The sequence below is a fragment of the Streptomyces sp. NPDC005438 genome (genome assembly GCF_040606315.1).
GTDB lineage: Bacteria > Actinomycetota > Actinomycetes > Streptomycetales > Streptomycetaceae > Streptomyces.
Map to the genome: position 1 here is coordinate 926,819 of NZ_JBEXEP010000001.1, position 21,127 is coordinate 947,945.

At 70.6% G+C, this 21,127-nt stretch carries 22 protein-coding genes; 5 read left to right on the forward strand and 17 right to left on the reverse strand.

Features of this window, described 5'->3' with window-relative positions; translation table 11 throughout:
- The first annotated feature begins 1 nt into the window (after window position 1).
- Window positions 2-406: a roadblock/LC7 domain-containing protein gene (locus ABZT14_RS03850; protein WP_356296440.1), complete on the forward strand. Its 405-nt coding sequence runs from the start codon at window positions 2-4 to the stop codon at window positions 404-406.
- 58 nt (window positions 407-464) lie between these two features.
- On the forward strand, window positions 465-1,679 hold the full coding sequence (locus tag ABZT14_RS03855; RefSeq protein WP_356296443.1) for an ABC transporter substrate-binding protein: 1,215 nt from the start codon (window positions 465-467) through the stop codon (window positions 1,677-1,679).
- A gap of 105 nt (window positions 1,680-1,784) precedes the next feature.
- Here ABZT14_RS03855 and ABZT14_RS03860 read toward each other — a convergent pair whose 3' ends face one another.
- From ABZT14_RS03860 to ABZT14_RS03915, 12 genes are all read right to left on the reverse strand, one after another.
- A complete protein-coding gene (locus tag ABZT14_RS03860; RefSeq protein ID WP_356296445.1) occupies window positions 1,785-3,023 on the reverse strand; it encodes an FAD-dependent monooxygenase in 1,239 nt (412 codons plus the stop codon).
- 334 nt (window positions 3,024-3,357) lie between these two features.
- Entirely contained in the window at window positions 3,358-3,834 is a 477-nt protein-coding gene (locus tag ABZT14_RS03865) for a PPOX class F420-dependent oxidoreductase (RefSeq protein ID WP_356296448.1), read from the reverse strand.
- Window positions 3,835-3,931: 97 nt separating this feature from the next.
- The gene (locus tag ABZT14_RS03870) at window positions 3,932-4,486 is read right to left on the reverse strand and encodes an ester cyclase (RefSeq protein ID WP_356296451.1); all 555 of its coding nucleotides are present in this window, start codon (window positions 4,484-4,486) and stop codon (window positions 3,932-3,934) included.
- 353 nt (window positions 4,487-4,839) lie between these two features.
- Window positions 4,840-5,202: a four-helix bundle copper-binding protein gene (locus ABZT14_RS03875; RefSeq protein WP_356296454.1), complete on the reverse strand. Its 363-nt coding sequence runs from the start codon at window positions 5,200-5,202 to the stop codon at window positions 4,840-4,842.
- Between the two features lie 281 nt (window positions 5,203-5,483).
- A complete protein-coding gene (locus tag ABZT14_RS03880; protein WP_356296457.1) occupies window positions 5,484-6,911 on the reverse strand; it encodes an FGGY-family carbohydrate kinase in 1,428 nt (475 codons plus the stop codon).
- A 48-nt stretch (window positions 6,912-6,959) separates the two neighbouring features.
- Window positions 6,960-8,423, reverse strand: coding sequence for an FAD-binding oxidoreductase (locus ABZT14_RS03885; protein ID WP_356296460.1), 1,464 nt, complete (start codon window positions 8,421-8,423; stop codon window positions 6,960-6,962).
- A gap of 85 nt (window positions 8,424-8,508) precedes the next feature.
- Window positions 8,509-9,285: an SDR family oxidoreductase gene (locus ABZT14_RS03890; protein ID WP_356296463.1), complete on the reverse strand. Its 777-nt coding sequence runs from the start codon at window positions 9,283-9,285 to the stop codon at window positions 8,509-8,511.
- 367 nt (window positions 9,286-9,652) lie between these two features.
- Window positions 9,653-10,219: a glycerol-3-phosphate responsive antiterminator gene (locus ABZT14_RS03895; protein ID WP_356296466.1), complete on the reverse strand. Its 567-nt coding sequence runs from the start codon at window positions 10,217-10,219 to the stop codon at window positions 9,653-9,655.
- 124 nt (window positions 10,220-10,343) lie between these two features.
- Window positions 10,344-11,798 carry a threonine/serine exporter family protein gene (locus ABZT14_RS03900; protein WP_356296468.1) on the reverse strand — a complete coding sequence of 485 codons (1,455 nt, stop codon included), beginning with the start codon at window positions 11,796-11,798 and terminating at the stop codon, window positions 10,344-10,346.
- A gap of 56 nt (window positions 11,799-11,854) precedes the next feature.
- A complete protein-coding gene (locus tag ABZT14_RS03905; RefSeq protein ID WP_356296470.1) occupies window positions 11,855-12,172 on the reverse strand; it encodes a helix-turn-helix transcriptional regulator in 318 nt (105 codons plus the stop codon).
- A complete protein-coding gene (locus ABZT14_RS03910; RefSeq protein ID WP_356296472.1) occupies window positions 12,172-12,786 on the reverse strand; it encodes a hypothetical protein in 615 nt (204 codons plus the stop codon). The genes ABZT14_RS03905 and ABZT14_RS03910 overlap by 1 nt, the downstream gene beginning before the upstream one ends.
- A gap of 392 nt (window positions 12,787-13,178) precedes the next feature.
- Complete coding sequence (locus tag ABZT14_RS03915) at window positions 13,179-14,162, reverse strand: Dyp-type peroxidase (RefSeq protein ID WP_356296474.1); 984 nt, start codon at window positions 14,160-14,162, stop codon at window positions 13,179-13,181.
- Window positions 14,163-14,367: 205 nt separating this feature from the next.
- Here ABZT14_RS03915 and ABZT14_RS03920 point away from each other — a divergent pair, with 205 nt between their 5' ends.
- Window positions 14,368-14,496, forward strand: a complete 129-nt coding sequence (locus tag ABZT14_RS03920; protein ID WP_356296475.1) for a hypothetical protein — start codon at window positions 14,368-14,370, stop codon at window positions 14,494-14,496.
- A 299-nt stretch (window positions 14,497-14,795) separates the two neighbouring features.
- Here the strand turns inward: ABZT14_RS03920 and ABZT14_RS03925 are convergent, their stop codons facing one another.
- Window positions 14,796-15,665 (reverse strand): helix-turn-helix domain-containing protein, encoded by an 870-nt coding sequence (locus ABZT14_RS03925; protein WP_356296477.1) that lies wholly within the window; start codon window positions 15,663-15,665, stop codon window positions 14,796-14,798.
- A gap of 296 nt (window positions 15,666-15,961) precedes the next feature.
- On the opposite strand from ABZT14_RS03925, the gene ABZT14_RS03930 reads away from it, so the two are divergent.
- Complete coding sequence (locus tag ABZT14_RS03930) at window positions 15,962-16,852, forward strand: alpha/beta hydrolase (protein WP_356296480.1); 891 nt, start codon at window positions 15,962-15,964, stop codon at window positions 16,850-16,852.
- Window positions 16,853-17,017: 165 nt separating this feature from the next.
- Here the strand turns inward: ABZT14_RS03930 and ABZT14_RS03935 are convergent, their stop codons facing one another.
- The 3 genes from ABZT14_RS03935 to ABZT14_RS03945 form a co-directional block, all read right to left on the reverse strand.
- A complete protein-coding gene (locus ABZT14_RS03935) occupies window positions 17,018-17,446 on the reverse strand; it encodes a hypothetical protein (protein WP_356296483.1) in 429 nt (142 codons plus the stop codon).
- A gap of 42 nt (window positions 17,447-17,488) precedes the next feature.
- Window positions 17,489-18,685 (reverse strand): globin domain-containing protein, encoded by a 1,197-nt coding sequence (locus ABZT14_RS03940; RefSeq protein ID WP_356296486.1) that lies wholly within the window; start codon window positions 18,683-18,685, stop codon window positions 17,489-17,491.
- Between the two features lie 70 nt (window positions 18,686-18,755).
- On the reverse strand, window positions 18,756-19,199 hold the full coding sequence (locus ABZT14_RS03945) for an Rrf2 family transcriptional regulator (RefSeq protein WP_356296489.1): 444 nt from the start codon (window positions 19,197-19,199) through the stop codon (window positions 18,756-18,758).
- Between the two features lie 147 nt (window positions 19,200-19,346).
- Here ABZT14_RS03945 and ABZT14_RS03950 point away from each other — a divergent pair, with 147 nt between their 5' ends.
- Window positions 19,347-19,772 (forward strand): hypothetical protein, encoded by a 426-nt coding sequence (locus ABZT14_RS03950; RefSeq protein WP_356296492.1) that lies wholly within the window; start codon window positions 19,347-19,349, stop codon window positions 19,770-19,772.
- Window positions 19,773-20,235: 463 nt separating this feature from the next.
- Here ABZT14_RS03950 and ABZT14_RS03955 read toward each other — a convergent pair whose 3' ends face one another.
- Window positions 20,236-20,988 (reverse strand): class I SAM-dependent methyltransferase, encoded by a 753-nt coding sequence (locus ABZT14_RS03955; protein WP_356296495.1) that lies wholly within the window; start codon window positions 20,986-20,988, stop codon window positions 20,236-20,238.
- Window positions 20,989-21,127 lie beyond the last annotated feature (139 nt).

The window sequence follows — 21,127 nt, forward strand, 5'->3', positions numbered from 1 at the left end:
CATGACCTCGCCTGCCTCCACCACCTCGACCGAACTGGGCTGGCTGCTCGACGACTTCGCCCGCCGTGTACCGGAGGTCACCCATGTGGTGGCCGTTTCGGTGGACGGGCTGGCCCTGGCCTTCACAGGGCTGGGCAAGGACGAGGCCGACCGGCTGGCGGCGATCTCCTCGGGCATCGTCAGCTTGTTCTCCGGTGCCGCCCAGTTGCTGCGGACCGACCCGGTGGAGCACAGCCTCACCGCCATGGACGGCGGCTACCTGTTCTCGATGGCGGTCTCCAGCGGCGCGTCCCTGGTGGTGGCGACCACCAGGGACGCCGACATCGGTGAGGTCAGCTACATGATGGCCGAGCTGATCAACCAGGTGGGCGAGTCGCTGTCCCCCACGGAGCGGGCCCCCCAGTAGTGGCCCGCCGTACCCCCTTTCTTGTTTGACCTATCCGCGCAGTTGGAGCTTGTTGGTGATGGTGAACCCCCTCAGGGCGCGATGCCGTGCAGGTCGCCGTGTACGTCACGGTGCGACCGCCCTGGCCACCGTTGTTGCGCTGACCGGAGTGGCCGCGTGTAGCGGTGACTCGGGCGGTGAGGACGAGACGGTGAAGATCGGCCTGGTGATCGCTCTCACCGGTCCCTACGCGCAGATCGGCAAGGAGATGAGGGACGGCATACGGCTGTACCTCGACACCCACGGCAAGCGGCTGGGGGGCCGGAAGGTCGAGCTGTCGGTGGCGGACGAGGGGGCGGACGGCAAGCCCGCCGGCCCGGCCGCCCAGAAGCTCATCAAGGAGAAGGGCGTCGACGTCCTGATGGGCCTGGCCAGTGGTGAGGCGCTGGCCGGTGTCGTCCCGGTGGCCAACAAGAACAAGATTCCGTTGGTGGGAGTCGGGGGCCGTATCGAGCTGAAAAACATCGACTACATCTGGCACACCAGCCTGCTGTCCGACCAGCCGGGCGCCTCGCTGGCCCCGTACGTCAAGGACAAGGTCAACGGCCCGGTGTACGCGATCGGCCCGGACTACATCGGCGGCAAGATCGAGGTCGGCGGCTTCACCGACAAGTTCAAGGAGATCGGCGGACAACTCGCCAACCCCGGTGGCAAGGCCAAGTGGGTGCCGTTCCCGCAGACCACCAACTTCACCCCGTACCTCAACGAGATCGCCAAGACCAACGCCCAGGCGGTGTACTGCTTCTTCGGAGGCAAGGCGGCGATCGACTTCGTGAAGTCCTACCGCCGCTCCAGCGCCGCCGACCTCCCGCTGTACGCGCCCGGCTTCCTCACCGAGACCGACGTACTCGGTGCCCAGGGCAAGGACAGCAAGGGCATCAACACGGTGATGAACTACGTGCCCGACCTGGACAACCCGCTGAACCGCAAGTTCGCCGCCGACTGGACGGCCAAGTTCAACTCCTCCCCGGGTAGCTTCGCCATGTACTCCTACGACGGGGCCACCGTGCTGGACCGCGCCATCAAGGCCGCCAGCGACAAGGGCGAGGTCACCTCGGAGACCATCAACAAGGAGATCGGCGGCCTGGGCAAGATCGACAGCCCGCGCGGTCCCTGGGAGATGAACAAGAAGACCCACACCCCGGTCCAGAAGTGGTACCTGCGCCAGGTACGTCAGGACGGCAAGCAGCTGGCCAACGTGACCGTGCAGGGCCTCGCCACCCTGGGGCAGTGAGCCGCAACCGGCTCCGCCCGGCCCGGACCCCCGAACCGTCGAACAGCGACGGGCTGGTGCCGAACCCGACGGTTCGGCACCAGCCCGGAGGCTGACCGGGTCCGGTCAGTCGCGCTTCACCGACAGACCGCCGAAGCCGACCTTCTCGTTGGCCGCCTTCCACCAGGCCGCCAGGTCGTCGGCGTCCATCGACGCCCAGTCCGGGGTGTCGGTCACCTGGGCCGCGCCGAGTCGGCGGCCCACCTCCACCATCGCCGAACCGATGGCCACCCGCCCGGAGTTGTAGGTGTTCAGCAACTCCTCCCAGCTGTCCGCCGCCTTCCAGGCCTCCTCCAGGGCGAGACCGTCCTGGAGCGCCTTGACCGCGCCGCCCCCGGTGTGCGGGCGCGCCACGGTGGCCGCGTCACCGGCCAGCAGCAGCCGGCCGGAGGTGTAGCTGGGCACCTCCATGTCGTAGATCGGCTGGACGAAGGTCTGCTCCTGGGGGGTGCGCTGCACACACTCCGTCCAGTACGGCGGGAAGTGCTCGCTCGCCAGGTCCCGCCCGAACTGGGCCAGTTCGCTGGTGAGGGAACCGGGGGGCACCGAGGTGGGCTCGGAGGGGTCGAGCTGCTTCTCCAGGTGCTCCGGCAGCAGGGTGTAGACCGCCCAGTTGACGCGGTACCCGCCCTCGGGGTGGGGGATGCGGTACATGATGCAGTGCCCGCCGGGGAACACCACGGTCGGCAGGTTGGGCCCGGCCAGGGGGCCCTCGCCACCCGGCGCCAGCTGGGGCAGGTCGGGGGAGACGCCCCGGATGAGGACGTAGCCGGCGTAGGTGGGGCGCAGGTCGGGGAACATCGTGTCGCGCACCACGGAGCGGTAGCCGTCGGCGCCGATCACCAGGTCGAAGTGCTCCTCGCTGCCGTCGGTGAGCTGGAGGGTCACCCCGTCCTGGGGGTCGTCCGCCTGCTTCACCTCGGAGACCGAGACACCGGAGCGGTAGTCCACGGAGTCGGGTACCCGCTTGCGTAGCTCGCTCCACAGCGAGCCCCAGGAGTAGGCCCGGAAGGGCATGGGGTGGACGGCGATCGCCCGACCCAGGTTGTCGTCCCCGTCCCGTACCGTCCATATCCGCTGGTTCATCGGGCACCAGGGCATGGAGTCGTCGACGTAGCCCGCGGATTCCAGCTCGGCGAAGCGGTCCTGGTGGATTCCCAGACCCACCCCGCGTTCTCTCAGTTCACCGCTGGCGCGCTCCAGGACGGTGATCCGCTCCGCTCCGCCCCGGGCCGCCGCAAGGGCGGCCGCGCATCCCGCCACGCTTCCGCCCACCACTGCGACGTTGCCACCGCGCATCAGCATTTCCCCTCTGTAGGTTCCATGGAGCCGTCGACCAGGTCGTACGATCGCGGACCCGTCCGGGACGTGGTCCCGCGTACCGCGACCTGAGGGGTCGGGCGGCTCCGTTGTCGGTTCTTCCGGCCCCTCGCGCCGTACCGCGTCCCGCGACGTGGCGCCAACCCGCTGCCGCGGCGGGGGCGTTGTGCCCGCCGACGCCGCATCAGGGGGCCGCCAGGTTACTGTTTCACGCCGTCACTCTGGGTGGTGGACCGGGTAGGTGAAAGTACCGAGGAGAACCCGAAGACCCGTCATCCCGGGCCGGCGGACGGCCCGGGGGAACCGTGGGGAGGGCGGGTCAGTCGTCGGAACCGTCGGTCGCCGGGGGAGGGAACCCCCCGGTGGCGACCGGGCCCCAACGGGTGGGGGTGACGCGGAGGATCGACTTGTTCTGACGCCTCATCGCCTCGCGATACTCGTCCCAGTCCGGGTGCTCTCCCGCGACGGCGCGGTAGTAGTCCACCAGGGGTTCGGTGGACTCCGGCGAGTCCAGCACCTCGGCCTCCCCGTCCACCTGCACCCAGGGGCCGTCCCACTCGTCGGAGAGCACGATGACGCTGACCGCCGAACTCCGCCTGGCGTTACGGGTCTTGGCCCGCTGGGGATAGGTGGACACCACGATCCGCCCGGCCTCGTCCACCCCACAGGTGACCGGCGACCCCTGGGGCGTACCGTCCCCGCGCCGGGTCAGCAACACCGCCCGGTGTCGGGGGCGGAGGAAGTCGAGCAACTCCTCGCGGGAGACGGACGTGTTGGTGGCGATGGAAGGGCTCATGGGGGGAGCCTAGGGTCTTCGTCCCCGCCCGGTACCGAACCGGACCGTGCCCGTCGCGCCTCGGCTCGGGGCGGCGGGGTTCACGACAGGTCGGTGCTCACGTCAGGTCGGCGGTCGGGGTGTTGACCAGGCTGGGGTGCGGGGGCTCCCCGGACATCCTCAGCAGGCCCCGCAGGCAGCGGAGAAGCAGCGGCCAGTTGCGCGGGTTCTTCTTGTCGACCCCGCCGACCAGCTGTTTGAGCAGGGTGAGGCTGTCGAAGTAGACCCGTTCACAGACCAGCTTCTCCTCGGCGTCGTCCCCGGCCTCGAAGAGGAAGTACGCCGTCATACGGACCCGGAAGCGGCTGCCGGTGGGCGGGATCTGCCCGAGCGGACCCCGGTGGGTGCCCAGCAGCCAGAACTCGACGATCACGGCGTCGTCGCTGTGCCGCAGGGCGATGATCTCGTGGTCCTGGTCGGGGAAGGCCACGCGGGTGTCGTGGTAGTACGCGCGGACCTCGCTGTTCCCGTCGTGGACCGTCATGGTCGGTATCAGCTCGTAGTGCGGGTGCGGGAAGGTCGACAGGACCTGGTCCCAGTCCTGGCGCACCTCGTCGTGGAAGTGGTCCAGCACCAGCTTCTGGCGGGCCACGCGGAGGGCCTCGGTGGTCATCGGCTCTGCCTCGGTTTCCTGGGAGGGGGTCGGGCCACTTCATCGGAAGGAAGGGGCCCAGAACGTACCGGAGTTGATGTGTGGTCGCTGGTTGACCAGCGTGTTCACACCGACATCGTTGACATTCCGTGGACGCGGTGACAAGGGGTGGTCCGGGAAACCGGGGGATCTTCGGGTACGGGCGCCCGGCGGGGCCGGGAGGAGGCCCGGGGCTCGCCCCCTCCAACGGCCGTGGCGCGAGGGGGAGTGGGGTTGACGCCCCGGCGCGGTCCATCGCCGGGGTACGGCGGAGGCGGGCGTCCCCGTGGGTCGCCCGCCTCCTGTGTCGATCGTGCTTCGGGTCGCGCGCCCGCTCAGGCGTGGGCGCCCGCCATGCTGCGGCACATCGAGGCGGCCTTGCGGCAGGCCTCGGCGCAGCGCCGCATCTGCTCGTCGTCCGGCATCGCCATGCAGGCCTCGGCGCACATCTCGCAGGCGCGGGCGCACATGGCGCACATCTCGGTCATCATCGGGGAGCGGCGCATCATCATGTCCGCGCACATGCGGGTCATGCCCGTACAGTCCATCAGCGCCCTCATGACCTGCATCTGCTGGTCGCCGCCACCGCTCATCTGGAGGCAGTAGGTCATGGTCTCCTCGCACATGGTGTGGCACGCCATGCACGCCTCCATGCACTCCTTCATCTCCTTGGTCATCGGAGCCATTCCGTTCTGCATGTGATCCTCTTCCCGTCGAACGTTCGATATATGGGCAATCCGCCCACACGTGGAACATTCAACCGCAGAACCGCATACTTCGCCCGACTCCGGTCGCGTGAGTTCGCCGTACCGAGGGGAGCCGGGAGACGTCGTGCCGCCCCGAAGCCCGGGAGGACACGGGCCAGCCGGCCGGGTGGGCGCCCCGAGGGCCGACCGGGTGCACCCGCCGTACCTGGGGCGGCCGTCGGTCCGACCCCGTCCTGGGGTGCCCCGCCGGGGAGGGGCACCCGGCCGGGACCTCAGCCGGTGATCTCGCGCAGTTCGCGGTACAGGGGGTCGGTGTGCCGGGTGACCCGTTCGTACAGTGCGCCGAGCCGGGTGTAGAGGCGGTGGTGGTCGGGGTCGGGGTCGAACGCGGCCCCGAGGCGCACCATGGCGTCCCGCGCCTCGTCGAAGTCGCGCCACACCCCGGTGCCCACGGCGGCGCACAGGGCGGCGCCCAGTCCGGCCGCGTTGTGGACCTCGGCCCTCCGGGTGGTCACGCCGAAGACGTCGGCGAAGATCCGCATCATCAGGTCCGAGCCGGAGCCGCCCCCGGAGAGCAGTACCCGGTCCCAGTCGGTGTCCAGTTCCCGGGCCATCCGGGTTGCGGTGCCGTGGAGGGTCAGGGCGAGGCCCTCCAGGATCGACCGGTACATGTGGTAGCGGCCCTGCCGGCCGTCGAAGCCCAGGACGGTGCCCTTGCGGTAGGGCGCCTCGGTGGGGGCCAACCAGTCCAGCACGGTCAGCAGGCCGTCGCAGCCGGCCGGTACGGCTGCGGCCTCGGCGTTGAGGTGCTCCTCGACGGTCAGGCCCGCCGCGCGGGCACCGGCGACCGCCTCCTCGCCGAGCAGGTCCCGCATCCAGCTGACGGTCCACATCCCTCGGCGTACCCCGAAGGACTCGTAGAGGTAGGTGCCCGGTACGGAGGCGTAGTTGGTCCAGAAGTCGGTGGCCTCGGGGAGGTCGCGGGGGCCGGTGGTCATCCCGGTGGCGTAGGTGCCCAGGGACACCAGCAGGGTGCCGGGGTCGCGGAGTCCGCAGCCGAGTGCCTCGACGGCCTTGTCGTTGGCGGTGGCCACGACGGGGAGCCCCTCCGGCAGGCCGGTGTGCCGGGCGGCCTCGGGGGTGACGGTGCCGAGGACCTCCCCGGGCTGTACGAGGTCGAAGAGCATCCGTCGGGGCATCCCCGTCCGCCGCCACGGTTCCGGCTCCTCGCTCCACTGCCAACGGTCGGGGTCCAGGGGCCACATGCCCGCGTGGTTGGCGGCGGTGTCCCGGGTCCTGCCGGTGAGCCGGTGCCCGAGGTAGCCGGACGAGGTGGTGATCCAGCGCGCCTCGGGCACCGTGTGCTCGTGGGGGCGAGCCACCCGCTCGTCCATCCAGCTCATGACGGGCCGCGCCAGGGTGCCGTCCTCCCTCAGCAGGGCGCGGCAGAAGCGGATGGCGCACAGTCCCACGCCGGCGATGGCACCCGGGTCGCCGGGGAAGGAGGCCATGGCGGTCCGGGAGGCCGCCCCCACCGAGTCCCACAGGTCGTCGTCGGGGTGCTCGACCACGCCCGGGCGGGGGGTGTGGTATGGGCGCAGGGCCTGGCGCCCCTCGCAGACGGGGCGGCCGTACTCGTCGAAGACGGTCACCTTGGTGCTCTGTGAACCGTTGTCGATGCCGATGAGGTAGCGGCTCATTCTCACTTCCGGGGCGCGGTGGAGTGGAGGGGTCGGTCGGGGGCCGGGTCAGGGTTCGAGGGGGAGGAGGGTGCCCCGGTTCATGATGTCGTGGGGGTCGAACGCCGCCTTGAGGGTGGCGAGCAGGTGGTAGGAGGAGCCGTGTTCCCGCCGGGTCCACGGGGTGCGGTACTTGCCGATGCCGTGGTGGTGGACCATGGAGCCGCCCACCCGGAGGGCCTCCTCGACGATGATCGCGTTCAGGGGCTTGTGGTACTTCTCGATCTCCTCCCGGGGCTCGCAGCGGATGCGGTAGTCGTAGACGAAGTACAGGTTGGTGCCGGTCTGGTAGCTGTGCGAGGAGTGGGCCCCGAGCAGGGTGAGGTCCTCGGCGGCGGGAAACTCGGCGCGGACTCGGGCCATCACCCGGTCGTACAGCTCGACGGTGCGGGACCAGTTCACCGACACCTCGGTGGTGTAACCGAGTTCGGCCCTCTCCACCATGCTCCGCTTCTCCGCCTCGATCCGGTCCGGCCCCCAGTTGAGGTCGGCGAACCAGGTCGCGATCAGGGCGGGGTCGACCGGGTCGTGGGGGTACTCGGCGGCCACCCGACGGATCTCCTCGCTGGTGGCCCGGACGATGCCCGCTGGCCCCTCGACGGCGTAGACGACCACGCAGCGGCCTTGGTGGAAGTGGGCGAAGTGCTGGTGGGCGTCCTCGGGGGAGTAGACCCGTACGACGGCCGGGCGGAAGCCGCCGGTGACCACCTCGCGGATCATGGCGATGCCGGTGGCCATGTCGTCCACCAGGAAGCCGTGGAACTCGGTGTTCTCCGGGGCGTACCGGAAGATCCGCACGGTCACCTCGGTGAGGAAGCACAGCGCCCCCTCGTTGCCGATGACCAGGTGCCGCAGGTCGGGGCCGGCGGCCCGGCGGGGAACGTTCCTGATGCGGGTGACGGTGCCGTCGGGGAACACCGCTTCCAGGCCGACGACCAGGTCCTCGATGCCCCCGTACAGGGTGGACAGTTGGCCGATGGAGCGGGTGGCGACCAGTCCGCCCAGTTGGGCCAGCGGCTTGGACTGGGGCGAGTGCCCGGTGGTGTAACCCCGTTCCCGGAGGGTGTCCTCCAGGACCTGGAGCGGTACCCCGCAGCCGACCGTGGCGCTCATGTCCTCGGTGTCGATCGCGATGATCCGGTCCAGCCCGGAGCCGTCCAGCACCACCGAGTCCTCCACCACCGTCTCCAGTCCGCCCTCGGTGGCGGTACGTCCGGTGCGGGGGACGACGTTGATCCGGTGCTCGTGGGTGAGGGCCAGGGTGCGGGAGACCTCCTCGGTGCTGGTGGCGTTGACGATGGCGGCCGGGAAGGGGCCGTCGTAGATGCCGTGTACGGCGGTGTACTTGCGGAACCGGTCGACGCTGGCCTCGCGGAGCTGGTCGGGGTCGGTGACCACGCGGTCCTCGCCGAGGGACCGCCGGAGCCGGTCGACGATCTCCTCGCGGTTCAGGGGGGAGCGGGACGGGACCATGGCTTCTTCCTTCGTCGGTGGCGTCGGTGGCGTCGGTGGGCGTCGGTGGGTCTCTGCGGGTCTCTACGGGGGAGGGGCGGCGGGGTCAGCGGACCAGGTAGCCCCCGTCGACCGGGAGGACATGACCGTTGACGTAGTCCGAGGCGCGGCTGGCGAGGAACACGGTGGCCCCCATCAGGTCGGCGGGTTCGCCCCAGCGGCCGGCGGGCACGTGCTCCAGCACCCGACGGCTGGCCTCGGGGTCGGAGCGGGTCGTCTCGGTGATCCGGGTGGCGAAGTAACCGGGGGCGAGGGCGTTCACCTGGATGTTGTGCTGGGCGAGTTCGTCGCAGTAGGCCTTGGTGAACCCGGCGAGGGCGTGTTTGGTCGCGGCGTACGCAGGGGACCCCTGGCCGCCCCGGAAGGAGAACAGCGAGGCCACGTTGATGATCTTGCCGGAGCGCCTCGGCACCATGTGCCGCACCGCCTCCCGGCTCAGCTCGAAGGGGGCGGTGAGGTTCACCTCCAGCATCGGGTCCCACCGGGTGCGGTCGAAGTCCTCCGCCGGCGCGATGTGGCAGACCCCGGCGGAGTTCACCAGGATGTCCACCGGACCCAGCGACTCGGCGCAGGCGTTCACCACCTGACGGGGCGTCCCCTCCTCGGTGAGGTCACAGCGCAGGAACTCCATCCGGCGTCCCTCCGCCTCGACCAGTCGCCGGGTGGTGCCGTCGTCCTCGACGGCACTGGCCACCAGCAGGTCGGCGCCGGCTTTCGCCAGGGCCAGTGAGAAGGCCCGGCCCAGCCCGGTGTTGCCTCCGGTGACGATGGCGTTCCGGCCGGCCAGGGAGAAGAAGTCGGTGGAGAACTCGCTGATGTCCATGAGCCCTGCCCGTCGTTTCGGTGGATGTGGGGGCGCTTTCGGCTACGCGTGCTCGGTGGTCGGCGGCGGGGCGGTCGTCGAACCCGCGTGGGGCCGTGCGTACCACGTTGACCTCCTGTTCTCCCGTTACCGGGGCCGACCCGCGAGCGGAACGTGGGCACAAAAAAAGAACAGCAAGTCCCTCACGGTGTGAAGGAGTTACTGTTCTCTGGTCTCTAGTAACCGCCCCGGGTTCTCCCGGGGCCACTATGCGTTTGTGTGGTGGGTCGGCCTTTCCGTTTCCGGTGTGCCGGCTCCTCGTCGGAAGCCACCGGGGCAAACGTAGAGTCGCCGTCCTCGGGGTGTCAATGCCGGTCTCCGGCGTGGCTCACATGGCCCAGACGTCGTGGTTCGAGGAGGCCACCGCGGTGGCCCCGGCCTTGAGAGCGGCGAACACGTCCTGCCGGTCACACACCAGCCCCCCGGCGATCAGCGGGATGTCGATGTCCTCGGTCACCCACCCGATGACCCGGGGCATACAGCCGGGGAGGATCTCCACGCAGTCCGCCCGGGACAGCCGCACCTGCCTGGCGAGGTTGCGGTACGACAGGGAGTCGATCAGGAAGAAGCGGTGCACCGCGAACAGCCCGGCCTCCCGGGCGGCCCGCACCAGGTGTGCCTTGGAGCTGAGGATCCCGGCCGCCCCGGTCCGCTCCCGGACGTAGGTCACCACCACCTCGCGGCTGCCGAAGCCCTCCAGCAGGTCGACGTTGACCAGTACGGTCTTCCCCGCCGTGGTCAGGGTGGCCACCAGTTCGTGCACGTTCATCAGGGAGCCGTACAGGAGGAAGACCACGGAGCACTCCGAGCGCAGTACCGCCCGGAGGTCCTCCTCGTCCTTGACGCTGGCCACGACCGGGTGGGCCTCCAGCACGTCGGACAGGGTGCGGTCCATGGGGGCTCTCCTCGTGACGTGACCCGGACGTGCCCGCGCGGCGGGGCGCCAGCATCGTAGCGGTCCCCGGGGGCGGGGCTGATCAGGGCCGGGACCGTCCGGGGGGGGCGGGGGTGAGACGGCGTCAGGCCCGCTGGGGGGAGGGGTCGTTGGCCGGGCCGAGGGCCACCTGCGGGGCGCCCCGCCGCCACTGGCGCTGCGCGCCGGCGCCGAGGGTGCGGCCCAGGACCGTACCGGCTCCGATGGCCGCCGTGCTGACCAGCGCGGAGACGGCGTACCCGCCGGCCCCGGGGACGCCCAGGCTGTACTGGAGCAGACTGCGGTAGACGTCGGGCCCGGGGAGCAGTGCCCCCGCGATCCCGGGAACGATCATCGCCCGGGCCGGGAAGCGGGCGTAGGGGCTCAGAGCCCCGCCGAAGAGGCCGAGGAAGGTGGCGGCGATGAGGATCGCCATCGGGGTGGGCAGCTCCAGTACGCGGTGCGCGCCCTGGTTGGCCAGCCCTCCCAGTACGCCCGCCGCCACCGCGTAGGGCAGCAACCGTGCCGCGCCCCCCATGAACACCGCGTTGCCCAGGGCTCCGACGGCGGCCGTCACCAGGGTCAGGGCCAGCGGCAGGCCACGGAAGGCGGTGTTGCGTACGTCGTTGTCGGTGTCCAGCAGCAACGCGCTGACGATCACCACACCGCTGACCATCGCGGCCAGGAACATCCCCACCGAGATCACCCGTGCCGCCGCCATGGTGCGGAACCCGGAGATCGCGTCCTCGGCGAGCGAGACCACGGACAGGATGGGCAGCAGGAGCACCATGTTGCCGGCCGCCAGACTGGCGGCCTCCGCGCCGTCGAGTACGTCGACGCGGATCAGCAGCATGGACAGCGTCACCACCACGGCGGTCTGCACCGCGGTGACGTAGAAGCTCGGCAACCCGGTACGGGACAGGAACCAGCCCACCCGGTTCTGGACCACCAGTACGGCCGGGGCCAGCAGGGTCGCCGTCACCGTGCCCGAGGCCAACAGGCACAGCATCGCCGCCAGTACGGCGCCCCCGATCACCGTGGTCCACCACGGCCACACCGACCCGGCTCCGGTGATCCGTGACAACTCGTCCTCGGCGGTGGGCAGTTGGACGCCGTCGACGACGACGCGCCGGACCAGCGCGTGCAGGGCGCTCAACCGCTGGAGGTCACGGCTGTCCTCGGAGCCGGTGACCAGCATCATCACCAGGGGCGGGGTGTCCGGTGGCGCGTACTGCACCTGGATGGAACGCGCGGTGATGTCGACTTCCAGGTGGTCCAGCCCCCAGGAGGCGGTGACCGCGATGACCGCCGACTCGATCGCCCGGGTCTCCGCGCCGGCCTGGAACAGCTGGCGACTCAGCCGGAGGGCGAACCGCAGCATCCGCTGCGCCTCGGACCGGTCGACGGTCCGGGGGCGGGGTGGGACCAGCCCCTCGTACTCGGTGCCGTGGAGCCGGTCCAACAGGGTGGCCTCGTCCTGTTCCAGCCGTCGCAGTCGCTGTTGGCGTGCCCGTTGTCGAGCGACGAAGTGGCTGACGGGGCGGGGGAGGCGCGGCGACATCTCCAGCCTTCCGGGGAGGGGAGGACGGGCTGGCCACACGATATCGATGCGATGCCCTATTTGTTCCGTTCTCCCTCGTCCTCGGGCGGGGGGTTCGCCTCCCCGGGCGGTGCCTGGGCGTCCGTCGTCGCGCGGTCGCCCAGGGGCGCGGTGCGGACGGTGAGGAGGTCCCCGGGCTGGCACCGCAGTACCTCGCACAGCCGGGTGAGGGTGGTGAAGCGTACGGCCTTGGCCCGGCCGTTCTTCAGTACCGACAGGTTGACGTTGCTGACGCCGACCTGGGCGGCGAGTTCGGTCAGGGTCATGCCACGGTCCCGGAGAACCGCGTCGAGGTGGACGACGACGGTGTGGCCTTCGCCTTCTTCGGCTGCCATCAGACGAGCCCTTCGAGGTCCTGCTTCATCCTGGAGCTGGCGTGGATGATCCGCGCGAAGGTGAGCAGTCCCAGGCCGGTGAGTACGGCCAGGTAGGGGGCGTTCCAGGCCTGAAGCCAGGCGTCCGGGGTGAGTGTCGCGTCCTTGGCGAGCGTGGCGAGCAGGGCCGCGTGGGTCAGGGCCGCCACCGCCTGCGCGGCGATGCTGCCGACCAGCAGCCACCAGCCCAGCAGGCGCAACCCGGAGGCGGTGCGGGCGGTGTGCGCACCCTCGCGGGTCGCCTCTTTCAGGAGCCGGTCGAGCAGGTAGAGCGCGCCGAGGTACAGCACCAGCGAGGCCAGCGAGCCGAGACGGTCCCAGGCGATCTGGGTGGCGGAGGGGTCCAGTGCGCAGTAGCGGGGCACGGAGTCGACGTTCGCGCCCGCCTGTGCGGCGAACCCGCTGGGCGTGGAGCCGCTGGTGGCGGTGTGGTCGGTCACGCAGACCGGGCCGTTGCCCCAGCGGCCCCGTACCGCCGTGAGCAGGAAGCCCGTGATGAGTACGGCACCCAGGAGTCGGAGGGTGACCGCCACCACCGTGGCCAGGGGTTCGAGCGGTTTCCGGTTCTGGTTCACGCGGCCGCCCTTTATCGTTTATCGATGCTATCGATAAACGATAAAGGGCGGGGAGAGTCGGGACAACAGGCAACGGGCAGGGGCCCCCGGCCGTCCGGGAAACGAAAGCCTCTGTTGGTGGTGGGAGGGGGGAGGGTCAGCTGATCCCCCGGCAGTGGCCCAAGTGCCCCTCGTACGCGGCGGGTTGAACGACGACGGAGCGCGGCGCCCGCACCGTCGGAGGGGGTGGAGTTCTGGTAGCCCGCACGCTCCTGTGCTCACCGGGGGCCGAGCCCTGCCGGCCGGGGGCCACGCCCCCGAGCTACGTGTGGGTGTCCGTCGTATGAGGGCGGCTCCCGGCAGCGGCTATTCGCGCGCCGCTGCCGGGCAGGGGGTACGGCCTTGATGGTGGGTCAGGAGTCGTCCCCGAGCGCGTCCAGTATCGACGTCGGGGGAACGAAGAAGGTGCTCCCGGTGTGCGGGGTGGAGAAATCCAGCAGACGGTCGTGGAGACCGGGAGGGTCGCCGACGAACATGCGCTCCAGCATCCGCTCGATGACCCATAGATGACGGGAGTAGCCGATGAAGTAGGTGCCGAACTCACGGTGGCCCGGGCTCCCGAACGGCATGTTGTCGCGCAGGATGTCGTGCTCGCCCTCCTCGTCGGTGATGGTGGCGAGTGTCTTGTGGGCCTTCTGCCCCGAGTCCGCGTCGGGCAGCTCGACCCCGTCCATCTTGCGGCGACCGATGATCGCCTCCTGCTGTTCGGTGGTGAGGGTCTCCCAGGCCGTGAGCGAGTGGAGGTACTTCTGCACGACCGCGTAGCTGCCACCGGCGTACGCGGGGTCCTCACTCCCCACGAGGGTGGCGGCGGGAAGCTCGGGGCCGACCGGGTTGGCGGTGCCGTCGACGAAACCCAGCAGGTCGCGGGTGTCGAAGTAGCGGAAGCCGGACACCTCGTCGGCCACTGTCGCCGAGGACCCCAGCGCCTCCAGGACCAGCCGCTCCAGCTCGAAACAGAGGTCCTGCCGGTCGGCTCGGATGTGGAAGAGCAGGTCGCCGGGCGTCGCGATCGCGGTGTGCTTCTCCCCCGCGAACTCTCGGAACGGACGGAGTTCCGCCGGGAGTTCACGGCCCGTCAGTTCCGTCCACACCCGGTGTCCGATCCCGACGGTGCACGAGACCCTCGCCTCCAGGTCCCGGAAACCCACGGTCTTGACGAGTCCGTCCAGGTCGGACAGCACGCCCCGTACGGTGTCCCGCGCCTCCCCACCGTCGGTGAGTACCACGACGAGGAAGACCGCCGACCGGGTCAGTGGGGCGTCGACCCCCTGGGAGGCGAGGGGCAGTTGCCCGTCCACGGCCTCGGTCGAGTCTTCTGGCTGGGTGCTTGGCACGGCGAACCTCCATCGGCGGACAATGGGTGTCACCGTACTGGCCGCTCCCTCCACGGATACCGAGAATCCGGTGCACGGTCACCGCGGCCTCCGCGTCCGGTCCCCGACGCGCGGGGCCGGCGGTCAACGCGGCCGGTTTCGCGGTACGTCATCGAGGCGCCGTCGCAAGCCGTCGGGACGCCCCTGCGGGATCGGGAACCGCGCCATGGCGCGTCCCACCACCCACAAGGGCAGGCCCACACCAGGCTGCGCCGACCGCGCCCAGCGGGACCCGGCCCACCATGGAGCCGGCCGACGTGGCTCCGTGCCCTACCCGGTGTTCACCAAGGGCTGAGCCCCACCGGCCGCGCCCCCGTGACGTCTCCGAGGTCGCGGCGGCCCGGTCGCGGGAGGGGGAGGGTGACGCTGGGGCGGCCCCTGTCGGCGGTGGCGGTGATCGCCACGGCCGGCTGCCAGGGGCTCACCGCCGTGGGAGAGGGCGACCCCTGGTTGACGGGTGCCCTCGGCCTGCCGACCGCCGCCCTCTCGGTGTTGGCCTACCGGAGGGTGGTACGACGGGCCGAGCGCCGGCCCCTCACGGAGAGGACCTCGGGGGTGTGGGTACCGCCCATGGTCCGGGCGCCCTGCCGGGGGTCAGTCCGAGGTCTGCGGGCCGGGGGAGGACCGGGTGCCCGACGTGGCCCAGGAGGAGAGGATGCGCAGCGCGTCGTGTGAGGGGGAGCCCGGCTCGGCGGTCCACACCACGAGTTGCTGTTCCGGGTCGTTCGCGCAGGCGAGGGCGTCCCAGTCGAGGGTGAGGTCACCGGTGACGGGGTGCCGCAGCACCTTGCTGCCCCTGCCGCGCGTGGCGACGTGATGGTCTCCCCACCAGCGGCGGAAATCGTCGTCCCGCAGGGAGAGTTCGCCCACCAGTGCCGCGAGACGGCGGTCCTGGGGATTGTTTCCCGCCTCTCTTCGGAGCATCGCCACACAGGCTCGTGCCGAGTTCTCCCAGTCCACGTGAAGAGCCCTGATGTCGGGGTCGGAGAACATCAGCCAGACGTAGTTCCGGTGCTTTTCCGAAAGGTCGGAGAAATCGGTGAGCAGTACGGCCGCCATGGGGTTCCAGGCGAGAATGTCCATGCGCCGACCGAGAATCATGGCCGGGGTGGTGGTGAGTTCGTCCAGCACGCGCCGCAACTGGGGTTGGACCTTCTGCGTGGCCTGTCGTCGCGGTGTGGTGGCGTCCTTGCCGGCGAGTTCGAACAGGTAGGCGCGTTCCTCGTCGTCCAGGTGCAGCACGCGGGCGAGCGTCGCCAGCACCGACGCGGAGGCCTGCCGTCGCCCCTGCTCGATACGGGTGTAGTAGTCGGTGCTGATGGAGGCGAGCAGCGCCACCTCCTCGCGGCGCAGGCCCTTGACCCGCCGCTTCGCCCCGGTGTCCGGCAGCCCGGCGGCCCGGGGGCTGACCTCGGTCCGGCGGGCCTTGAGGAATTCACCCAGTTCGTTCGCCTTACCGCTCATGGAACAAGTCTGCCAGGAACCGCAACTCGTGTGACGGGGCCAATTCTGTCCCTGGGACAGTGCTGTCCGGGGTGGTAACCGGCCCTGGTCGGGGTGGATGGATCCTGCGAACGTGGAAGACACGGAGGCGCGGAAGGCGTGGAAAACGCGACCGGCGGTGCGCCCCGATATCGGAACCGGTGGCCGCGAACGCTTCGAGGCCGCGCCGGTAATCCGGCGGACAATCCATCGGCCCGTCGAACGTGAATTCCCGACGACACCCTATCCCGACCACTCGTGAAGGAAAGCGTAAGGAAATGAAGACGAACGTCACCTTTCCCAGCAGCGGCATGAACCTGGCCGGTCATCTCTACACCCCCGACGAGCCCACAGGGGGCCCACGCCTCCCCGCCGTCGTGATCGGACATCAGACGACCGGGGTGAAGGAGCAGTCCCCGGCCGTGTACGCGCCCAGGCTCGCGGCGGCCGGCTACCTGGTGCTGACCTTCGACGCCGCCTACCAGGGCGCGAGCGAGGGTGAACCGCGCGGTCTGGAGGACCCGTTCCAGCGTGCCGAGGACTTCCGCAACGCGGTCTCGTACCTGGCGACCCGTCCCGACGTCGACCCCGAGCGCATCGGCGTACTCGGCATCTGCGGTTCCGGCGGCTACGCCCCCTACGCCGCGCAGACCGACCAGCGGATGAAGGCCGTGGCCACCGTCAGCGCCGCCGACGTGACGAGCTTCTTCCGGGACCCCGACCCGGAGGGCTTTGGTGAGCTGGTCGAGCAGGCCGGGCGGGCGCGCAACGAGGAGGCGGCGGGTGGGCCGGTCCGCATGGTTCCGGTGCTGCCCGACTCGGTCGACGACTCCACTCCCGCTCTGACGAGGGAGTTCTTCGAGTACTACCGGACCCCCAGGGCGCAGCACCCCCGTTCCGTGGGGGCGTACGCACTGCGCAGCGTCGACCAGCTGGACCAGTTCGACGCCTACGCCGAGGTCCACAAGATCGCGCCGCGTCCCCTGCTGATGATCGCCGGTTCCGAGGCCGCGACCCTGCCCTACAGCCAGCGGGCGGTCGCGAACGCCGGTCACAGCGCCGAGTTGTTCGTGGTCGACGGGGCCACACACGTCGACCTCTACGACCGGGACGAGGCGGTCAGCCCCGCCGTCACCAAGCTGACCGACTTCTTCGGCAAGTACCTCTGAGGGTGCCCTCGCCGGCACGAACCGTCCGGTCCCGGCGGACGAAGAACCGCCGGGACCGGACGGTCGGCACGGGCGACGACCAGCCAGCGGACCCGGGCGCCCGGCCTGAACCCGCCTGGCTGGACGGACAGTTGGCCGGTCGCCCCGGATGGGAGCCGCGCGGGGTCAGGCGCCCAGGAGGACGGTTCCCAGCGCGATCAGGGCGAGGACCTTGACCGACTCGGTGACCACGTAGACGTGGTGGGTGCGGGAACGCGGCAACGTCTCGCCGGCGAGCACGCGGTCGGAACGGCGGTTGAGGCCGGGCCGTACCACCAACAGCTGTACGGCCAGCACCAACACCGTCACCCCGGTGAGCACCGCGACCAGGACGGAGGCGCCGCCGGCCGCCACCAGCACGATCACGGCGACGGCCAGTACCGCCTCGATCCGGTTCAGCGCCCGGAAGACCAGACGGCCGATGCCCAGTCCGACGGGCACGGTCACCGCCGGGGCGCGGAACTTCAGCGGCGCCTCCAGGAACGAGATCGCCAGGACCATGCCCAGCCACACGAAGGTCAGGGCCGAGGCGGCGGAAGCCAGGGTGGCGTTCACGGTGTCTCTCCGTTCTGGAGCGTGGGAAGGGTGTCGGCCGGGCTACTCCTGGCCCAGCCACAGGTCGGGGCCGAAGACCTCGTAGTGGACGGACCGCGCGGGTACGCCACGGCGGAGGAGGTCGCCCCGTACCGCGCGCATGAACGGCAGCGGGCCGCACAGGTAGGCGGTGAGCCCTTCGGGGAGGTCGAGCGTGGCCAGGTCGGCCCAGCCGGTCGAAGCCTCGGGCGCGAGCTCGCCCGGCTCCTCGTACCAGGTGTGCAGTCGGGCGCTCGGGAGGGCCGCGACAAGGCGGCGTTGCTCGTCCCGGTGGGCGTGGTCGGTGGGGGAGCGGTCGGCGTGGACCACCGTCACCTCCCGGGTGCCGCCCTCGGCGACCAGGTGTTGCAGCATGGCCAGCATCGGCGTGCAGCCGATCCCGGCGGACGCCAGCAGCAACGGCCCCTCTCCCGGGGGGAGTACGAGGTCGCCGAACGGGGCGGAGACGGAGAGCACGTCCCCGACCCGGGCGTGCTCGTGAAGCCGGGAGGAGACCTCGCCCTCCGGTGTCACCTCGCCTCGGACACGCTTGACGGTGATGCGCCACCCCGGCCCGTCGGGGTCCTGGGAGAGGCTGTACTGCCGGATCTGCCGCGCGCCGTCGGGCAGTTCGACCCGGACGCTGACGTACTGGCCCGGGCGGAAGGAGCCGGTGGGCCCGCCGTCACGGCGGCGCAGGGTGAAGGACGCGATGTCCGGGGTCTCCTCGCGTCGTGCGGCGATCTCCATCTCCCGCCAGACATCGCCCTCGGCGACACCGGACTCCTGGTAGAGCCTGGTCTCGATGGCGGTCAGCGCGTTGGCCATCAGCCAGTAGACCTCGTCCCAGGCGGCGACCACCGGTTCGGTGACCGCGTCGCCGAGGACCTCTCCGATGGCGGAGAACAGGTGCCGGTGCACCAGCTTGTACTGCTCGGAGGTGACGCCGAGAGAGGCGTGCTTGTGGGCGATCCGGGCGAGCATCGCGTCCGGCCGGGCGTCGGGCCGTTCCAGCAGCATCCCCGCGAACGCCGCGATCGAGCCCGCCAACGCCTTCTGCTGCTCCCCGTTGGCCTGGTTGCCACGGTTGAACAGGTCGCGCAGCAGCTCGGGGCGATCGTCGAAGAGCTTGTCGTAGAAGAGTTCGGTGATCTCACCTATGGCCGCGCCGACCACGGGAAGGGTGGCGCGTATGACCGGGGTGGACTGCTCGGAGAGCACAGTGACTCCTAAAGTTGCCCATGATCTTCGTATTTGAAGGGACGGGTCGGCCGTGACCGTGCCGCGCGGGTTACGCGGGCTGGCGGCCGACCAGGCTGACCAGGACCGGACCGGTGGGGGAGGCCACCAGATCGGCCACGGTCAGCGGGTCGAGCGTGGCGTAGAAGGCCTCCTGTGCTTCGCGCAGTGCCCCGCGAAGTCGGCACGCCCCCCGCAGGGGGCAGGGCGGGTCGCCGTCACAGGCGACCACCTCGTCCTCGCCCTCCAACTCCCTTACCAGCCAGCCGACTGAGGCGCGCAGGCCGAGGTCGGTCAGTTCCAGCCCGCCGCCACGCCCCCGTCTGGCCTCCAGCACGCCCAGGTGCTGGAGTCGGGTGATCGCCTTCGCCATGTGGGCGTAGGGCACGTCCACGGCCTCCGCCACCTGGCGGGTCGTCCATGGTCCGTCCTGTCCGGCGACCGCGAGGCGCATGACGGCACGCAGCGCCAGGTCGGTGAACTTCGTCAACCGCATGTCAGGACGGTATCAAATGCGCATGTTAGATTCGTATTCACATTGGCCCTGGGCGGTATGGCCTGCGTCACGGCTTCGGCCCCTCCGGTGGACCCCGGCCGAGGTCGACGCGGAACAGCCGCCCAACGAGTCGGACGGTGGCACCCCTTGAGCGACGCCCACGAAGACCCCCTCGCCCCGGCTGACACCACCGACGCCGACGTCCAGGTTCCCCGGGTCGTGTGCGACACCACCTCCCTCACGGAGGACACGTCCACGCCGTCCGGGGCCCTGTGGCGGTTGGCCGAACCGGGGCGGCAACTCGACGCCAACGTCGTCCGCGTCCCTCCCGGCGGCGGCGTCGACGCCCACGTCGAAGGGGACCTCGACGTTCTGCTGCTGGTCGTCGCCGGTGACGGAACCCTGGGTACGGCCGAGGGGGCCCGGTCGCTCACCCCCGGCAGCCTCCTCTGGCTCCCGCGCGGCGCCTCCCGCTCCCTCGTCGCTGGCGGGGAGGGCCTGTGCTACCTCACCGTCCACCGGCGCCGGCCGGGCATGTGGATCCAGTCCCGACCCGACGTACCCGACGCCTAGCGGGTCCGCGAACGGCCTCTGTACGGCTCATATGTACGTCGAGCGTGTAGTTCCGGTCCGCGCCTTTCCTGGCGCTTCCCCTGTTCCCCCGTTCTCCTCGACCCCCGGGTGGAGCGCTCGCAGCGCTGAGCGTGTGCGGTGCGACGGGCTCGCCCTCAGGGGTCGGACGAACCCGTTTCCGGGCTGACTGTCGTGATTCTGGAGCCGGACGGCGAACTCCGGCGGTACGAGGCCGCCTTCGCCTGCGTCGAGGGGGCTCGGATCGCGGTTCGTGGCGGTGACCTGGTCGTATCCGTTCCACCGGGGAGCTGACCTGGTTCGGCCCCGTCATCGGATGCCACGGTTCGCGGAACCCGGTCCGGGCGGAGCGGGCCGCTCGCTGCCCTGCCGGCGGTCCCCGCTATGGCGCCTGGGTGTGCCCGTAGGTCTGCCCCCGGGCGCCTCTCGCCGGCTCCGGGGAGCCTCAGTTCTTCCGGGACACCTCCAGTCCACCGTTTCCGGGGACGGTGACGGAGGTGAAGGGGCCCCCGGGGGCGCGGACATGGGCGAGGTAGTCGGCGTACTGCCGGCGTCCGCTGACCACGTTGTCGCAGACGACGAGTGCGCCGGGACGGAGGACGGGGGTGATGAGTTCGAGGGCGGGCAGTGCCATGGGAATCCAGATGTCGATCAGCGCGAAGTCGATGGGGCCGGATACGTCGCGCAGGGTTTCGCGTAGGTCCCCGGTGAGGATCTCGACATGATCGGACAGCCCGGCGGCGGTGAGGTTGGCCTGGGCGGCGGCGACCTTCGCGGGTTCGTGCTCCGTGCCGAACACCTTCCCCCGCGAGGGGGTGTCGTCCCGATCCGAGGACGTGCTACCGGCTACGAGGTTGTCGCGGACGGCCGCGGCGAGGTAGATCGTGGACAGGCCGTAGGACGTACCGACTTCGATCACGCGGCGAGCGTCGACGGCGCGGCACATCTGGTAGCACAGCGCCGCTTTGTGGGGGTCCAGGGCGACGAGCTTGTCCGCCAGCCACGCCTTGCCTTCGGAGGACTGGGTGATGTCCCACGAACCGCCGCGCAGCCGGTTCACGGCGGCGTGCGCGAGCATCGGCGCGAGCTTGGCTCGGGTCTGGCGTCGGCTGCGAGCGCTGAGTTGGTCGGCCACGGCGCGTGCGCGGTCGTCCAGGGGCGACGGCGCGTACGCGGTGACCTTCGGCGTCCCGTTCATCTGATGCCTCCGGTGTGCGGTCGTGGATCGGCTCGCCGCTGGGGGCGGTTCTCCCGGCGGTGCGGGGTCCTCCGGGGTGAGGCGTACACAGCGGTACGGCGGCGCTCCGGGCGATCTCCGAACTTAGGCTAGCCTAAGT

Excerpts from the sequence above, each read along its gene's own strand:
- ABZT14_RS03890 (WP_356296463.1), bottom strand. The coding sequence starts at position 9,285 with ATGGACATCAGCGAGTTCTCCACCGACTTCTTCTCCCTGGCCGGCCGG.
- ABZT14_RS03920 (WP_356296475.1), top strand. The coding sequence starts at position 14,368 with ATGGCGCGTCCCACCACCCACAAGGGCAGGCCCACACCAGGCTGCGCC.
- ABZT14_RS03870 (WP_356296451.1), bottom strand. The coding sequence starts at position 4,486 with ATGACCACCGAGGCCCTCCGCGTGGCCCGCCAGAAGCTGGTGCTGGAC.
- ABZT14_RS03945 (WP_356296489.1), bottom strand. The coding sequence starts at position 19,199 with ATGCGGTTGACGAAGTTCACCGACCTGGCGCTGCGTGCCGTCATGCGC.
- ABZT14_RS03875 (WP_356296454.1), bottom strand. The coding sequence starts at position 5,202 with ATGCAGAACGGAATGGCTCCGATGACCAAGGAGATGAAGGAGTGCATG.
- ABZT14_RS03905 (WP_356296470.1), bottom strand. The coding sequence starts at position 12,172 with ATGGCAGCCGAAGAAGGCGAAGGCCACACCGTCGTCGTCCACCTCGAC.
- ABZT14_RS03855 (WP_356296443.1), top strand. The coding sequence starts at position 465 with ATGGTGAACCCCCTCAGGGCGCGATGCCGTGCAGGTCGCCGTGTACGT.
- ABZT14_RS03925 (WP_356296477.1), bottom strand. The coding sequence starts at position 15,665 with ATGAGCGGTAAGGCGAACGAACTGGGTGAATTCCTCAAGGCCCGCCGG.
- ABZT14_RS03865 (WP_356296448.1), bottom strand. The coding sequence starts at position 3,834 with ATGAGCCCTTCCATCGCCACCAACACGTCCGTCTCCCGCGAGGAGTTG.
- ABZT14_RS03885 (WP_356296460.1), bottom strand. The coding sequence starts at position 8,423 with ATGGTCCCGTCCCGCTCCCCCCTGAACCGCGAGGAGATCGTCGACCGG.
- ABZT14_RS03930 (WP_356296480.1), top strand. The coding sequence starts at position 15,962 with ATGAAGACGAACGTCACCTTTCCCAGCAGCGGCATGAACCTGGCCGGT.
- ABZT14_RS03955 (WP_356296495.1), bottom strand. The coding sequence starts at position 20,988 with ATGAACGGGACGCCGAAGGTCACCGCGTACGCGCCGTCGCCCCTGGAC.
- ABZT14_RS03900 (WP_356296468.1), bottom strand. The coding sequence starts at position 11,798 with ATGTCGCCGCGCCTCCCCCGCCCCGTCAGCCACTTCGTCGCTCGACAA.
- ABZT14_RS03880 (WP_356296457.1), bottom strand. The coding sequence starts at position 6,911 with ATGAGCCGCTACCTCATCGGCATCGACAACGGTTCACAGAGCACCAAG.
- ABZT14_RS03895 (WP_356296466.1), bottom strand. The coding sequence starts at position 10,219 with ATGGACCGCACCCTGTCCGACGTGCTGGAGGCCCACCCGGTCGTGGCC.
- ABZT14_RS03860 (WP_356296445.1), bottom strand. The coding sequence starts at position 3,023 with ATGCTGATGCGCGGTGGCAACGTCGCAGTGGTGGGCGGAAGCGTGGCG.
- ABZT14_RS03850 (WP_356296440.1), top strand. The coding sequence starts at position 2 with ATGACCTCGCCTGCCTCCACCACCTCGACCGAACTGGGCTGGCTGCTC.